The 15,064-nt window shown below is 72.3% G+C and carries 14 protein-coding genes and 1 other RNA gene; 7 read left to right on the top strand and 8 right to left on the bottom strand.

Translation table 11 applies throughout. The features are described 5' to 3' along the window. The first annotated feature begins 320 nt into the window (after positions 1 to 320). The 3 genes from VIB11_RS01670 (at position 321) to VIB11_RS01660 (ending at position 2,269) form a co-directional block, all read left to right on the top strand. On the top strand, positions 321 to 1,190 hold the full coding sequence (locus tag VIB11_RS01670; RefSeq protein WP_332027738.1) for a diacylglycerol/lipid kinase family protein: 870 nt from the start codon (positions 321 to 323) through the stop codon (positions 1,188 to 1,190). A gap of 25 nt (positions 1,191 to 1,215) precedes the next feature. After that, entirely contained in the window at positions 1,216 to 1,731 is a 516-nt protein-coding gene (locus VIB11_RS01665) for a hypothetical protein (RefSeq protein WP_332027737.1), read from the top strand. A 259-nt stretch (positions 1,732 to 1,990) separates the two neighbouring features. Continuing rightward, complete coding sequence (locus VIB11_RS01660; RefSeq protein WP_332027735.1) at positions 1,991 to 2,269, top strand: hypothetical protein; 279 nt, start codon at positions 1,991 to 1,993, stop codon at positions 2,267 to 2,269. An 84-nt stretch (positions 2,270 to 2,353) separates the two neighbouring features. On the opposite strand, the gene VIB11_RS01655 is transcribed toward VIB11_RS01660, so the two are convergent. Further along, a complete protein-coding gene (locus VIB11_RS01655; RefSeq protein WP_332027733.1) occupies positions 2,354 to 3,346 on the bottom strand; it encodes an NAD(P)-dependent alcohol dehydrogenase in 993 nt (330 codons plus the stop codon). A gap of 134 nt (positions 3,347 to 3,480) precedes the next feature. Further along, positions 3,481 to 3,878, bottom strand: an RNA gene (gene rnpB, locus VIB11_RS01650) — RNase P RNA component class A. 127 nt (positions 3,879 to 4,005) lie between these two features. On the opposite strand from rnpB, the gene VIB11_RS01645 reads away from it, so the two are divergent. Further along, positions 4,006 to 4,836, top strand: coding sequence for a class II glutamine amidotransferase (locus VIB11_RS01645; RefSeq protein ID WP_332027731.1), 831 nt, complete (start codon positions 4,006 to 4,008; stop codon positions 4,834 to 4,836). A gap of 50 nt (positions 4,837 to 4,886) precedes the next feature. On the opposite strand, the gene VIB11_RS01640 is transcribed toward VIB11_RS01645, so the two are convergent. Both VIB11_RS01640 and VIB11_RS01635 read right to left on the bottom strand, forming a co-directional pair. Then, complete coding sequence (locus VIB11_RS01640; protein WP_332027729.1) at positions 4,887 to 6,752, bottom strand: glycoside hydrolase family 15 protein; 1,866 nt, start codon at positions 6,750 to 6,752, stop codon at positions 4,887 to 4,889. Between the two features lie 98 nt (positions 6,753 to 6,850). Then, positions 6,851 to 8,308, bottom strand: coding sequence for an RNB domain-containing ribonuclease (locus VIB11_RS01635; protein WP_332027728.1), 1,458 nt, complete (start codon positions 8,306 to 8,308; stop codon positions 6,851 to 6,853). Between the two features lie 61 nt (positions 8,309 to 8,369). Between VIB11_RS01635 and VIB11_RS01630 the strand changes: the two genes are divergently transcribed. Then, a complete protein-coding gene (locus VIB11_RS01630; protein WP_332027726.1) occupies positions 8,370 to 9,116 on the top strand; it encodes a peroxide stress protein YaaA in 747 nt (248 codons plus the stop codon). Positions 9,117 to 9,146: 30 nt separating this feature from the next. Continuing rightward, a complete protein-coding gene (locus VIB11_RS01625; protein WP_332027724.1) occupies positions 9,147 to 10,244 on the top strand; it encodes an SLC13 family permease in 1,098 nt (365 codons plus the stop codon). Between the two features lie 32 nt (positions 10,245 to 10,276). Here VIB11_RS01625 and VIB11_RS01620 read toward each other — a convergent pair whose 3' ends face one another. Together VIB11_RS01620 and VIB11_RS01615 are read right to left on the bottom strand one after the other, a co-directional pair. Beyond that, positions 10,277 to 11,455, bottom strand: a complete 1,179-nt coding sequence (locus VIB11_RS01620) for an O-succinylhomoserine sulfhydrylase (RefSeq protein WP_332027723.1) — start codon at positions 11,453 to 11,455, stop codon at positions 10,277 to 10,279. Beyond that, positions 11,452 to 11,865: a rhodanese-like domain-containing protein gene (locus tag VIB11_RS01615; protein WP_332027721.1), complete on the bottom strand. Its 414-nt coding sequence runs from the start codon at positions 11,863 to 11,865 to the stop codon at positions 11,452 to 11,454. Before VIB11_RS01615 ends, VIB11_RS01620 begins: the two co-directional genes overlap by 4 nt. A 201-nt stretch (positions 11,866 to 12,066) precedes the next feature. Between VIB11_RS01615 and VIB11_RS01610 the strand changes: the two genes are divergently transcribed. Then, positions 12,067 to 13,173 (top strand): sulfite oxidase, encoded by a 1,107-nt coding sequence (locus tag VIB11_RS01610; protein ID WP_332027719.1) that lies wholly within the window; start codon positions 12,067 to 12,069, stop codon positions 13,171 to 13,173. A gap of 19 nt (positions 13,174 to 13,192) precedes the next feature. Here VIB11_RS01610 and VIB11_RS01605 read toward each other — a convergent pair whose 3' ends face one another. Next, positions 13,193 to 14,341, bottom strand: coding sequence for a bifunctional RNase H/acid phosphatase (locus tag VIB11_RS01605; protein ID WP_332027717.1), 1,149 nt, complete (start codon positions 14,339 to 14,341; stop codon positions 13,193 to 13,195). A 5-nt stretch (positions 14,342 to 14,346) separates the two neighbouring features. Beyond that, complete coding sequence (locus VIB11_RS01600; RefSeq protein ID WP_422662188.1) at positions 14,347 to 15,039, bottom strand: zinc ribbon domain-containing protein; 693 nt, start codon at positions 15,037 to 15,039, stop codon at positions 14,347 to 14,349. Positions 15,040 to 15,064: the final 25 nt, after the last annotated feature.

Below are 15,064 nucleotides of genomic sequence, written 5' to 3'. Positions count from 1 at the left end.
GGAGGAGGAGCAACAGAACGAGAGGCTGCTCCGCCTGTCCAACGAGATCCTCGATCTCACCAAGGAGATCCATGCGGCGCGCGCTTCCGTCACGCCGACAGGTCCTCCCCCAGAACGGTGAGCGTGGACGTGGCGACGCGGGAGAGCCCGACGACGGCTCCGGCCGGAATCCGCGGTGTCCCCGGGCGTAGGCTCGCCACGGCACGACAGGAAGTCGTGACGCGGGGAGCAGCGACATGAACCGGCCGCCCGATCCAGCACCTCGGCGCTCGGGTCCGATGAACCGTGGCTGGAGCCCGGTCGAGCCTCCTCGACGGCCTGTGCTGTTCGTCAACCCCCGGTCCGGTGACGGCGCGGCGTCCCGCACCAAGATCGTCGAGCGGGCCCGCGAGCACGGTGTGGAGGCAGTGACCCTCCGTCCCGGCGACGACCTGCGGACACGCGTCCTCGAGGTCGTGGCCGATGGCGCAGATGCGCTCGGGGTAGCGGGCGGCGACGGGTCGCTCGCGGTCGTGGCAGCAGTCGCGGCGGCGCATGGGCTGCCCTTCGTCTGCATCCCCTGCGGCACACGCAACCATTTTGCGCTCGACCTCGGTGTGGACCGCCAGGACGTGGCTGGGGCTCTTGACGCGTTCACCCAAGGGGTGGAGCGCCTGATCGACGTGGGCGAGGTGAACGGCCGGGTCTTCCTGAACAACGTCTCCGTCGGCCTCTACGGAGAGGCGGTCCGACAGGCCGGCTATCGCGACTCGAAGGTCCGCACCTTGGCGGAGACGGCGCGGAAGGCGCTTGGTCCCAGTGGACGGATGCCGGCGCTGCGTCTCGTGGACGACACCGGACGAGAGCACGCGCGGCTTGCTCTGCTGCTGGTCTCCAACAACCCGTATGCGCCTGGTCTCGCCAGTCGTCCGACGCTGGCCAGCGGTCAGCTGGGGATCCTGGTGCTCGACACACCCGAGGAGAGGCGCCACCCTCCTGGACGAGCATGGAGCGCTCCCCACCTGGAGGTCCAGGCCCCAGCCACGGTGCATGCCGGCATCGATGGCGAGGCAGTCGAGCTTGCTGCCCCACTGGAGTTCGCCGTCCGCCCAGCAGCACTGCGGGTCCGGATCTCCGCGCGCCACCCGGGCGCCCCGCCGGTAGCCCGCATCCCCTCCCCGGGGTCACGTCGAGCCGATGCGCAGCCCTGACCCCCGGCCGCCGAGGGGTCGGCGAGTGGATGCGACTCGACCGGGCGTGCCCGGCCCCACCGCCCGGCAGCGGTCCGAAGCCCTCAAGGAGCGCGTGTACGTCACCTTCACCGTGCTGACCGTCACCATCACCCTCGAACGCGACGCGGAGCACGCCACGGCGGGCGGAGCAGCGCTGACGCTGCTGCTCACCGTGGTGGGCACGCTCTTGGCCGTCTTCGTCGCGGACGTGATCGCGCACCTGGTACGCGAAAGCACGCTGCCATCGCGTGCCGAGCTCGCCCACCTCGTGTTCGTCAGCTTCGGGTCCTTGGTGGTGGTCGTCGGACCGATGGGGCTTCTGGGGCTCAGCGCGCTCGGTGCGATGGACGTGGCAGCCGCACTGCGAGCCAGCTCCGTGACCCTCGTGACCACGCTCGTCGTCCTGGCGCTCTTCGCCGTCCTGCGACTGCACGTCAGCCCCGGTGCGAAGGTCCTGGTCCTGGCCATCATGACGGCGCTCGGGCTCGCGGTGCTCGGGGTGGAACTCGCCGTCCACTGAGCGCAGGTTCGGCTGGCCTGCCCTCAAAGGTGCTCGTGCGGCACACAGCAGGGTCCCTCCGAGTCGGTGCGGTCCTGCGGACCTCCGGGCCAGCCCTACGCCGGCCGCCATAGTGACGGACTTGGGGCATTCGGCTGACAATTTCTGGCCGTCGATCCCCATCGTTCACCTGGGCGTGGGCGCGCCATTCAGTCGAGGACCCAACCGATGAGCCGACAGGCACGCACCGTCGAGGGGACCCCTGACGTTGGCCTTTGTCGTGGGAACCGGCCGCTGCGGCTCGACCTTCGTCGCGGAGCTCATCGCGCGCCACCCCGAGGTCGGCTTCATCCCCAACGTCGACGAGAGCCTGCCGAAGCGCGACCTCGTGGGAAGGTGGAACAACGCCCTGTTCGCACGGGTACCCGAGCGCGACCCGTCACTGCCGGCCTTCCCCCACCGGCGCCGGGTCCTGGAGCGGGGACGGCTCCGGGTCGCGCCGTCGGAGGGCTGGTCGCAGCTGGAGCGGTGCCGAAATCGAGCAGCTCGTGGCCCGTGACGGCTGGAGCGAGTCGGCTGGTGCGTTCACACGGTGCATGTCACCTGGGCCACGTCTGGCCAGACATCGGCCCACCGACCAGCGTCACGTAGCTGCAGGCGTGCGCGTCGTGTTCGCGCTAGAGGGCACGACAACGACCTTGCCGAGTGCGCGGCCCTCACCGACATGAGCCAGCGCGGCGGGAACCTCATCGAGTCCGAAGGTTCGCTCGATGTGGATCCTGACATCGCCCGTGACGCACAGCTCGGCGAGTGGCTCGAACTGGGTCGGGCCCCCGTTGACAAGGAGCACACCCATCGAGCGACCGGTGAGTCGGCTGACTGCCCAGCCGACCGAGACGACGCGCAACAGCGCCCGCACCGACCCGCCCACGCACCGATACGTGCCGCCAGGTGCCAGCGCGCGCCGGTAGGCGAAGACCGACCTGTGCGCGACCAGGTCGAGGATCAGGTCGTAGGGCTGGTTCGTCCGGGTGAAGTCGTCCCGACGGTAGTCGACCACCTCGTCCGCGCCCACGGAGCGCATGAAGGCCTGCTTGGCGGCGTTGTCGACACCGGTCACGTGGGCGCCGAGCCGCTTGGCCAGCTGGATGGCGAACGTTCCTGACCCTCCACCAGCGCCGTTGATCAGGACCCGGCGGCCAGCGACGACCGCGCTTTGTGTGCCCCGCAGGGCGATCGCGCCCGCCTGCGGGATGGTCGACGCCTCGGCGAACGTCAGCCCGGCCGGCTTGTGAGCCATCGCGGATTCCGGCGCCAGCGCATATTCCGCGAAGCCCCCCATCATCGCCAGGTTGTCGCCATACACCTCGTCTCCCGGTCGAAACCGGGTGACACCCTCACCGACTTCCTCGACCACGCCGGCGATGTCCGATCCGAGGATGCGATGAGCCGGGTGGCGGAGCCCGCCGATGCGGGCGTAGGCAGGCGACCCGCGCAGCCCCTCCCAGTCACTGAGATTGACCGAGGTGGCAGCGACCTTCACCCTCACCTGCCCGGCGGCGGGCGTCGGCATCGGCACGTCCTCGACACGCAACACGTCGGGCCGCCCGTACTGTTCGTAGACGACTGCCCTCACGTCCATCCTCGCTGTGCGTCGCACCCGGCCATGGCGGCAACGTAGCAAGGCGTCCCGGCCACCAGGCCCGCCACTCGTACCCTTGCGGACCGCCGCCCGCTCGAACAGCCAACACCGCAGGTCACAGGCCTGAGTGGATGAGTCGGCCGATACGCCGGGTTCTGTTCCGCGACGCCGTTGCCAGCGACGCGGCGACGGTCATCCATCTACGACAGCCGTTGCCGACTGCCTCCAGCGCTCTACCCGTGTGCTCGGGCGGGCCGCCCTCGGACGCACACTGTCTGAGCTTGCTCCCAGTGGGGTTTACCGAGCCGACCCCGTCACCGGGGCCGCTGGTGGTCTCTTACACCACCGTTTCACCCTTGCCGCGGCGCCTGCCTGCCCGAGGGCCGGTGGTTCGCCGTGGCGGTCTGTTCTCTGTGGCACTGTCCCGCGGGTCACCCCGGGTGGCCGTTAGCCACCACTGCGCCCTGTGGAGCCCGGACGTTCCTCGGCGGTGATTGCTCACCGACGCGACCGCCTGGCCGACTCATCCACCACCAAGGATAGGGCAGGTATGCCGCGGGGCCGGCCACGCGGCATACGAAGGTCACCCTCTGGGGAGGATCCGCTGGTGGTGTGCGCGGGTGTGCCATGACACCGGAAAGAGGAGGTAGCCCATGTGTCGCTGGCTCGCGTACTCCGGTTCCCCGGTCTCCCTCGAGGACCTGTTGTTCAAGCCGAAGAACTCGCTGGTCGTGCAGAGCAAGCACTCGCAGCTCGGCGCGGAGACGACCAACGGCGACGGCTTCGGCGTCGGCTGGTACGGCCGCTTCGAGACGCCCGGCGTGTTCCACAGCACCGAGCCGGCCTGGAACGACCGCAACCTGCGCGAGCTCTCGGCGCACGCCCAGTCGGGACGCGTCTTCGCCCACATCCGGGCGTCCACGGGGTCGCCGGTGCAGCAGTCGAACTGCCACCCGTTCCGGCACGGACGCTGGCTGTTCATGCACAACGGCTCCGTCGCCGGGTTCCGGGAGGTCAAGCGGGACCTCGCCTTCGCGGTCGACCCGTCGCTCTACCCCGACATCGAGGGCTCGACCGATTCCGAGCTGCTGTTCTTCCTGGCACTGACGTTCGGCCTGGAGGACGACCCCTCGGCGGCCGTGGCCCGGGCGGTGGGCCTGGTCGAGGAGACCGGGCGCGCGCACGGTGTCGACTGGCCGATCCAGATGACCATCGCCACGACGGACGGTGAGACGACGTGGGCCTTCCGGTACTCCAGCGAGGGACGGTCACGGTCGTTGTTCCGGAGCAACGACGTCCTGACGCTCAAGGAGCAGTATCCCGACCACCCGATGCTGCAGGGACTCAGCGACGACGCCCGGCTGGTGGTGTCCGAGCCGCTGGGCGACCTGCGCGGCGTGTGGCGCGAGGTGCCCGAGTCCACCTGTCTGACGATCCGCGGCGGCGACGAGAAGGTGGAGCCCTTCACGCCCACCCGGTCGTAGTCCGCCCTGTCGACGTCCGCGTGCGGGGCACGACGGCGGGCGCTGGGCGGTCAGGTGCTGGCCGGCCGGCCCGCTGCGACCACCGGCACACCGGCGTCGAGCTGGCGGTCCAGGGTGATCGCGGCGTCGATGAGCGACAGGTGGGTGAACGCCTGCGGGAAGTTGCCGACCTGCTCACCGGTGAGGGCGATCTCCTCCGAGTACAGCCCGAGGTGGTTTCCGTAGGTGAGCATCTTCTCGAAGATCACCCGTGCCTTGTCGAGCTGCCCGGCGCGTGCCAGGGAGTCGACGTAGGCGAACGTGCACAGCGAGAACGTCCCCTCCGAGCCGCGCAGCCCGTCGGGTGAGGCCGCGGGGTCGTAGCGGTAGACGAGGCTGTCGGTGACCAGCTCCCCCTCCATGGCCGCCAGGGTCGACGTCCACATCGGGTCCGTCGGCGTGATGAACCCGACCGCGGTGGCGCGCAGCAGTGACGAGTCGAGGACGTCGGTGCGGTAGTGCTGCCGAAACGCCTGCCGCGTCGGGCTCCACCCCTGCTCCATGACCTGCCGGTAGATGGCGTCACGCTGGTCACGCCACCGGTCCAGCGGCGCCGGTCGCCCGTGCGCCGCCGCCAGGCGGAGCCCGCGGTCGAGCGCGACCCAGCTCATCAGCCTCCCGTAGGTGAAGCTCTCCCGACCGCCCCTGGTCTCCCAGATGCCCTCCTCCGGCTGGTCCCAGTTCTCGCACAGCCAGTCCAGCAGGTTCGAGACGCGCACCCACCCGGCGTGGCCGGACTGGATGCCTCGCCGGTCGGCGAAGTACAGGCTGTCCATCGCCTCGCCGTAGATGTCGAGCTGGAGCTGGTCGGCGGCCCCGTTGCCGATGCGCACCGGGCTCGAGCCCTGGTAGCCCTCCCAGTGGGGCAGGACCTCCTCGGTGAGGTCGCTGGAGCCGTCGATGCGGTACATGATGTTGAGCGGACCGGTGCTGCTGCCGACCTGCTCGTGCACCCGGTCGCGCAGCCAGCCCGCGAAGGCGGCGGCCTCCTCGCGGAACCCGAGACCCAGCAGCGAGTAGACCGAGAAGGACGCGTCCCGGATCCACGTGTAGCGGTAGTCCCAGTTGCGTTCGCCGCCGATCTGCTCGGGCAGGCCCGCCGTGGGCGCGGCGACCAGCCCACCACTGGGCGCGTACGTCATCAGCTTCAGCGTGATCGCCGAGCGGTGCAGCGTCTCGCGCCACCGCCCGGTGTAGGTCGACTGCCCCAGCCAGGACTTCCAGAAGGTCACCGTCTCGTCGAAGAGACTGCGCACCTCGGCGACCCGGACCCGTCGCGTCGGTCCCGCCGCCCCCGTCTCCAGCACCATCCCGCGCATCTGGCCGGCGACGAGGGTGATCTCGGCATGCACGTCGCCCTTGCCGTCCACCTCCCCGCGTGCCAGGCGCTCGTCGTCAGACTCGAGGACCAGGTGGACGGTCAGGGCGTGGTGGGGGCCGCGGAACACCACCCCGTCATCGGTCAGCTCGGTCTCGTGGGGCTCGCGCCCGTAGTCGAAGCGCGGAGCCAGGTCCACCGCGAAGGTCATCCGCCCCCTGACGCACCGGACCATGCGCACGATGCGGTGCCGGTCCGAGGCGGAGCTGCTGCTGACCGGCATGAAGTCCACGACCTCCCCCACGCCCGCCTCCGTCATGTAGCGGGTCACGAGGATCGCGGTGTCCGGGAAGTACAGCTGCTTGCGGGTGAACGCGTCCATCGTCGGACCCACCCGGAAGTGACCGCCCTTGGCGTCGTCGAGCAGCGCCCCGAAGATGCTGGGCGAGTCGAACCTGGGGGCACAGAACCAGTCGATCGAGCCGTCGGTGCTCACGAGGGCGGCGGTCTGCAGGTCTCCGATGAGGCCGTGGTCGGCGATGAGCGGGTAGCGGGTCATGACGGTCCTTCCGGAAGAAGCCACGCGTGCCCCTCCACCTCACGTCGGGACGCGAGCGCGCGCCTCCCCCACCGCGGGTGAGCATTTCCCGGGGGTGCTCAGCCCTGGATGGCGAACCGCACGGTGCTCGTGGCGATCTCGGCCTGCACCAGCCGGACGGTGACCTCGGCCCCCAGCCCGGCCTCACCGTCGGCGCGGGCCAGCACCGCCGGCTCCCGCACCTGCACCGTGACCTGGCGGCGGCCCCCCTTGCCGTTGAGGTCGACGACGCTGGCGGGGAACGCCTGGCCCACCCGGTCCTCGAGGGCGGCGGCCTCCACCGCGTCGGCGCACAAGCGCTCGACGGCGCCGGCGCGTCGGTCCGAGGCCGCCATCGCCTCGGGTAGCGTCGGGAGCGCCTCCCGCACCCAGTCGGGCACGTCCTCGCCACGGGACAGCGCATCGCACACCACGAGGCCGAAGCGGTCGACGAGCCGGCGCAGGGGTGCCGTGACATGGGCGTACGCAGCCGCGACGGCGGCGTGCGTGGCCTGCTCCGGGGCGGCACCGTCGAACGCGGTGTAGCCGGCGCCACGGAACAGCGAGGTCGCCTCGTGGATCAGGGCGAGGTGCCGCGGGTTGGTGCGGTCGAGGCAGCGGAGGAACTCGCCGTAGGGCTGGTCCTCGGGCCAGTCGATGCCGAGGCCTCGGGCCGCTCGCCGGAGACGACCCATCGCCTTGTGCTCGGGCTCGGGCATGGTCCGCAGGATGCCGACCCCGCCCTCGATCATCATCGCGGCGGCGGCCATCCCGGTCATGAGGGAGATCTGCGCGTTCCAGTCCTCCGCGGCCAGCAGCGGGCGGAAGGAGAGCCGGTAGTGGCCCTGCTCGTCCTCGGCGACCTCCTGCTCCGGCATGGGCAGGCTGGCCCCGCCGCGGCGGCGCTCGCACTCGATCCGCTTCTCCCCCAGCTCCTTCAGCAGCATCAGCAGCTCGCCGGCGGACCCCTCGTCCACCGCCCGCTGCACCCCCTCGTAGTCGTGACGCTCCCGGCTGCGGACCAGGGCACGGCAGACCTCGGCGGAGACCACCTCACCGTCCGCCCCGGCCCTGATGTCCCACACGAAGGCGGGGCGCACCTCACCCGGCAACAGGCTCGCAGCCCCCTCGCTCAGCACGGTCGGGTGCAGCGGCGTGCGCTGGTCGGGGGCGTAGATCGTCTGCCCGCGCCGGCGCGCCTCCTCGTCGACGGCCCCACCGGCCCGCACGAAGGCGGGCACGTCGGCGATGGCGTAGCGGACCCGGTACCCATCGCCGTCGCGCTCGAGGTGGACCGCCTGGTCGAGGTCCATGGAGCCGGGCGGGTCGATCGTCAGGAACGGCACCCCCGTCTCGTCACGCTCCGGGAGGTCGGCCGCGGCCGCGGCCTCCCGCGCCTCGGCGACGACCTCAGGCGGGAAGTCCGTCGGCACGTCCAGCTCGGCCCGGATCGCGTCGAAGCGCTGCTTCAGCTCCGCCGACTCCGCGACGCTGGTCGCGGACGCCGGCCTGGTGACGTGGATCCTGCGCTGGGCCATGCCCGCCAACCTACCGACCCCGGGCCGTCCCGGCCGCGCGAGCCGCCCCTAGGCTGTGCCGGTGCTGATCCTGCTGCCGCCCTCGGAGTCCAAGACCGGCCGCTCCCGTGGTCGCCCCCTCGACCTCGGCACCCTGTCCTTCCCCGAGCTCACCGACACGCGCCGGCAGGTCGCCGAGGCCCTCGCCAAGGTGAGTGCCCACGAGGACGCCGCCTCCCTGCTCGGCGTCTCCCCCAGCCTGGGCGCCGACATCGCGCGCAACCTCACCCTGCGGACGGCCCCGGCCCTCCCCGCCTCCCGCGTCTACAGCGGGGTCCTCTACGACGCGCTCGGCCACGCCACGCTCGACACCGCCGCCAAGCGCCGCGCGAACCGCTGGCTGGTCGTCGTCTCCGCACTCTTCGGCGCCGTCCGACCGACCGATGCGATCACGCCCTACCGGCTCTCCATGGCCGTCAACCTCCCCGGCATCGGCCCGCTCGGCGGTGCCTGGCGGCCCGAGCTCGCGCAGGTGCTCCCGGCATCCGCGGGGCGGGGTGTGATCGTGGACTGCCGCTCCAGCACGTATGCCGCGGCGTGGACGCCCGAGGGTGACCTCGCGGACCGCTGGGTGCAGGTGCGGGTGCCCGGGGCCACGCACATGGCCAAGCACACCCGCGGCCTCGTCGCCCGCCACCTGTGCGAGGCGGGCGACGACCCGAGGTCGGTGCCGGCACTGGCCGAGGTGGTGGGGCGCGCCTTCGACGTGTCGCTGGCCGAGCCCCGCCGTGCCGGCCAGCCGTGGGTCCTCGACGCGTCGGCGCGCTGAGCGTGGCGACACGGTGACCGGGCCGCTCTCGTGAGCGGCGTGGAGCTCGCCGACCTGCTGGCCCGGGTCGGCCCCGTCCTCGTCTTCTTCCTGGCGATCACGGTCGTCGCCGAGATCGCCGACGCTGCCGGGGTGTTCGACGTGGCGGGGCACTGGACCGCCCGCGCCGCACGTCACCGGGTCGTCGTGCTGTGGCTGCTGTTCGTCGGCCTGGCCGTCGTGTGCACGGTCGTCCTCTCCCTCGACACCACTGCGGTGCTCCTCACGCCGGTCGGCCTGGCGATCGCGCGCCAGCTCGGGCTCCCGGCGGCGCCGTTCGCGCTGACCACGCTGTGGCTGGCCAACACCGCGTCCCTGCTGTTGCCGGTCTCGAACCTGACGAACCTGCTCGCCCTGCACCACTTCGACCGACTCGGCCTCGGCCACGACGGGTACATCCGGCTGGCGGCCCTCCCCGCACTCGGGGCCGTCGCCGGCACCGTCGTCGTGCTCTGGGCCCTGCACCGCCGCGAGCTGGGTGGGCGCTACGTCCCGGACGCTCCCCCGGACCCCCACGACCGCACCCTGCTGCGCGGCAGCGGCCTCGTCTGCCTGGCCGTGGGACCGCTCTTCGCGGCGGGGCTGAACCCGGCGGTGGTCGCCACCGTCGCGGCCGCCGTCCTGCTCGCCCTGGCTGCGCGGCGGGACCCGTCGCTGCTGCGCCGGCTCAAGGTCCCGTGGCCCATGGCCCTCGGCTTCGCGGCCCTCTTCGTGCTGGTCGACCTCGCGCTGAGCCACGGCCTCCAGCCGGCGCTGGTCGCCGTCGCGGGATCGGGCGGCACGCCGGCCGACCTCGCCCGGCTCACCGGCCTGGGCGCGGTGTCCGCCAACGCGGTGAACAACCTGCCGGCCTACCTCGCCCTCGAGACGGTGGCGCAGGACGCGCCGGGCCGCCTGATGGCCCTGCTCATCGGTGTCAACGTCGCACCGCTGGTGACCCCGTGGGCCTCGCTCGCGACGCTCCTCTGGGCCCAACGGTGCCGGGCCGCCGCCGTCCGGATCGGCCCGGTCTCGCTGGCGCTCCAAGGACTGCTGTGCGCGGTCGTCGCCACGGCGCTCTCGCTCGCCGGGCTCCTGCTGGTCGCCTGAGCGCAGCCCAGCCCCCTGCCGAGACTGCTTCCCTACGCCAGGGCGGCAGTCAGGTCGTCGACGAGGTCGAGCGGGTCCTCGAGGCCGACGGAGATGCGCACGGTCCCGTCGGTGATCCCGACGGCGGCCCGTGCCTGCGGGCTGAGCCTGCGGTGGGTCGTGGTCGCGGGATGGGTCACCATCGACTTGGCGTCACCGAGGTTGTTGCTGATGTCGACGATCCGCAGGGCGTTCATCACCCTGAAGGCGTCCTCCTTGCCCCCGTCGATCTCGAAGGTCACCACCGTCCCGCCGCCGAGCATCTGCTTGCGGGCGAGCTCGTGCTGCGGGTGCGACTCCAGCCAGGGGTAGACGACGCGGGTGACCCGCGGGTGGGCCTCCAGGGCACGGGCGACGGCGAGCGCCGAGGCCGCCTGCTTCTCGACCCGCAACGTGAGCGTCTCCAGACCCTTGACGAGGACCCAGGCGTTGAACGGTGACAGGGCCGGGCCGGTGTGTCGCATCAGGTTCTTCACCGGGCCGTCGATGAAGTCCTTCGGACCCAGCACCGCGCCGCCGAGCGCGCGGCCCTGGCCGTCGATGTGCTTGGTGGCGGAGTACACGACGACGTCCGCCCCGAACTGCAGCGGCTTGGAGAAGACCGGGGTGCCGAAGACGTTGTCGACGACGACCTTCGCGCCGGCGGCGTGGGCGAGGTCCGCAACGGCCTGCATGTCGACGAGCTCCTGCATCGGGTTGCTCGGCGTCTCGAAGAAGACGGCGGCGGTCGGCTCGGAGAGAGCCTCGCGCCACTGCTCGAGGTCGGGCCCGTCGACGAAGACGGTCTCCACGCCCCAGCGCGGGAGGATCTCGTCGAGGATGACGAAGCAGGAGCCGAAGAGACCCCGGGAGGACACGACCCGGTCCCCCTGGCCCAGCAGGGCGGCGAGGGCGACGAACACGGCGGACATCCCGGAGGCGGTCGCAAAGCAGGCCTCCGCCCCCTCGAGCAGGCGCAGCCGCTCCTCGAACATCGCCACGGTGGGGTTGCCGTAGCGGGAGTAGATGAACTTCTCGATCTCGTCCTTGAAGGCGGCCTCCGCCTGCTCCGCCGAGTCGTACACGAAGCCGGAGGTGAGGAAGAGCGCCTCGGCGGTCTCGTCGAAGCTGCTCCGGGTGAGCCCGCCACGGACGGCGAGGGTGTCGGGCCGCCGGCCCTCGAGGTCGCTCATCCCTGCCTCCACGGCAGCCCGTCGTTCTTCCAGCCGGCGACCGTGCGGTGGCCCTCGTGGTCGTGCGGGCCCTCGAACCCGTGCTCGACGTTGTACGCGGGGCCCAGGCCGGCGGCCGTCGCAGCGCGGGCGGCCGCCGCGGACCGCACGCCCGAGCGGCACAGGAAGTAGATGGGGGCGCCGTCGGGGAGCCCGGCTCCCCGGAGCTGCTCGACGAAGTGCTCGTTCACGGCACCGTCGGGGAACCGCTGCCACTCCAGGCAGATGACCTGCTTGCCGAGGGAGCTGAGGTCCGGGAGGCCGACGTAGCTCCACTCGGCGGTGGTGCGCACGTCGACCAGGACCGCGTCCGCGTCCGCGGCCAGCGCGGCATACGCCTCCCGAGGCGGGACATCACCGGCATAGCTCATGCTGCAAGGGTAGGACGACAAGCCACATGCCGAGACACGTGGGCCGCATGATGGACTCTCCCGCCACCGCGAGCAGGACGTGGTCGACGCGCTCCCGGCCTCGCCGTCGACGTCACGGAGCCGGCCCCCGCGAGCGGCCCCGCGCCATCCCTCCCCCCGCTGCCGGGAAGGGCACTAGCCTCGCCAGTGGAGGTGGTGGCCATGGCGGTCTCACTCGACCAGATCAGCACGCCGGGACGCGTGGCGGAGCCCGGCGAGGGCATCAGCGTCGACGAGCTCCGGCTCGCGAGCCGCAACCACGCGATGCCGCTGGAGGCCATGCGCGACGACCTCACCCCTCCGGGGCTGCACTACGTCCTCACGCACTACGACATGCCTGCCGTCGACCCCGGCTCGTGGAGGCTGACCCTCGACGGAGCTGTGGAGCGGCCGCTCGACCTCGACCTCGCCGCCCTCAGGTCGCTGCCGTCGCGCACGGTGCGCGTCACGCTGGAGTGCGCCGGCAACGGTCGCACCGGGCTGACTCCCCGACCGGTCAGCCAGCCCTGGCTGACCGGTGCGGTGGGCACGGCGGAGTGGACCGGCGTGCCGCTCGCCGGTCTGCTCCGCGACGCCGGGCCGTCCCCCGCTGCCGTCGACGTCGTGTTCGCCGGCGCCGACCACGGCTTCGAGCGTGGAGTCGAGCAGGACTACCAGCGCGGCCTGCCCCTGGCCGAGGCACTCGGAGACGACGTGCTGCTCGCCTACGCCATGAACGGTGAGCCGCTGCCGCTCCAGCACGGGCGACCGCTGCGGCTCGTCGTCCCGGGCTGGTACGGCATGGCCCACGTGAAGTGGCTGCGCAGCGTCACCGTGATCACCCACGAGTTCGACGGCTTCCAGAACGCCGTGGCCTACCGGTTCCGCCAGAGCGCCGAGGAGCCCGGCGAGCCCGTCACGCGGATCGAGCCCCGCGCGCTGCTGGTGCCTCCCGGGCACCCGGACTTCATGACCCGGGAACGCATCCTGCGCCCCGGCCCGGTGACGCTGTCCGGGCGGGCGTGGTCCGGTTGGGGCCCGGTGGTGCGGGTCGAGCTGAGCACCGACGACGGCCGCACGTGGGCCGACACCGAGCTGACCGGGGAGAGCCACCGCTGGGCGTGGCGCGGGTTCAGCGCGCCCTTCGAGGCGACGCCGGGCCGGCACGTGCTGCGGGTCCGTGCCCACGACGCCACAGGGCGGGTCCAGCGCCAGGAGCCGCAGTGGAACCGCGGGGGGTTCGCGAACAACGCCGACGAGCCGGTGACGGTGCACGTGCTGGACGCCTGAGCAACGGCGCCTCGGGCCCTCAGGTGCGGTTGGTGAAGGCCACCGACGCGTTGCCGTCCTGCCACACCTCGATCGCGGTCAGCGACCCGGGCGCCGCCGCGAGCCGCCAGATCGTCTCGTGCGGCATCTTCAGCACGTGCGCGAGAACGGTCATGATCGGCTTGCGATGGCAGACGACGACGGTGGTGCCGCCCGCCGCCACGCACCGCCCGAAGGCCGTGAGCACCCGCTCGGCCATCTCGTCGTGGGTCTCGCCTCCCGGGCGGGCGTAGCCAGGGTCCGCGCGCAGGGCCTGCAGCGCCTCGGGCTCCTCGCGCATCAGGTCGGCGACCGCCACGCCGTCCCAGTCGCCGAAGTTCTGCTCGTCCCAGTCCGGGTCGACCACGGGCGCGAGCCCGGTCGCCTCGGCCACGGCGGCCCCCGTCTCCACGGCACGCAGGAGCGAGGACGTGACGAGCCGGGCCGGCGTGTCCCCCAGCAGGTGGGCGGCCGCCCTCCCCGCCGCGGCCGCCTGCGAGCGGCCGGCCGCATTGAGCGACGGGTCGGCGCCCCCGCGGCCGTCGAGCCGGCCGGCAGCGGTGAAGTCGGTGACGCCGTGGCGCACCAGGAGGATCCGGGTCGGGGTCCCGAGGTCCGGACCCACCCCCACCGGGGCCGACGTGCCCGAGGGCGCCGGGTCGATGACCTCGTCCACGGCCTCGGCCACGCCCTCCCCGTCTGCAGGGAGGTCCAGGCGGCGGCTCAGCGTCACGCCGTCCATGCCGCGGTTCGACAGGGCGTCGGCGGTCTTGTTCTGCTCGCGCGGGATCCACTCGAAGGTCACCGACCCGCCGGCTGCGCTGATCCGGGCGGCGACGTCACGGGCCTGCAGCGCCAGCCGGCGCATGTCCTCGTGCTTGATCTTCCACCGGCCCGCCATCTGCTCGACGACGAGCTTGGAGTCCATCCGGACCAGCACGTCGGCGCCCGGGTCGACCTCGTGGGCGGCCTGCAGGCCCTCGATCAGCCCGGTGTACTCGGCCACGTTGTTGGACGCCTTGCCCAGCGGCGCGCAGCCCTCGTGCAGCACCTCACCGGTCGCGCGGTCGCGCACGACCGCGCCCCAGCCGGCGACCCCCGGGTTGCCCCGCGACCCGCCGTCGGCCTCGACCGTGAGTGCCCTGCCCACGCCCGTCAGAGACCGGACTCGGCGGTGCGGACGAGGATGCGGCGGCACTCCTCGCAGCGCAGCACCTCATCGTCCGGCGCGGCCTTGATCCGGGTCATGTCGACGTTGTTGAGCTCGAGCTGGCAGCCGCCGCATCGACGCTGGCGCAGGGCGGCCGCGCCCAGCCCGCCGCCTTGGGCGCGCACCTTCTCGTAGAGCGTGACCAGGTCGTCGCCGACCCCCGCCACGATGTCGGCCCGAGGGGCGGCGACGGTGGTGGCCTCGGCGTCGAGGTCGGCCAGGGCTGCGTCCCGGGCGGCGGTGACCTCGTCGAGCCGCGACGTCACCTCGCCGCGCTTGCCCTCGAGCCGGGTGACCTCGGCCTCGACGGCCTCGGCGCGCTCCATGATCTCGATCTCGATGTCCTCGAGCTCACCCTGCCGGCGCGTCAGCGACTGCAGCTCGTGCTGGATCGCCTGGAGGTCCTTGGCCGTGCCGGTGCCCGAGTCGAGGCGCGCCTGGTCGCGCGCGGCGCGGTCGCGCACGAGCTGGACGTCCGACTCCGCCTTGGCCACCTCGCGCTGCACGTCGCTGAGCTCGGTGCGGACCCGCACCAGCTCGCTGTCGAGCAGGTCCAGCTGGGTCTGGAGGTCCTTCAGCTGTGCGTGCTGCGGGAGGGTCTTCCTCGCGTGCGCGATCTGGTCCAGGCGGGTGTCGATGGCCTGCAGGTCGAGCAGTCGCCAC

Origin of the sequence: Pedococcus sp., from assembly GCF_036554925.1 — a bacterium.
GTDB lineage: Bacteria > Actinomycetota > Actinomycetes > Actinomycetales > Dermatophilaceae > Pedococcus_A.
This window is presented reverse-complemented; position numbering and strand designations above follow the sequence as displayed.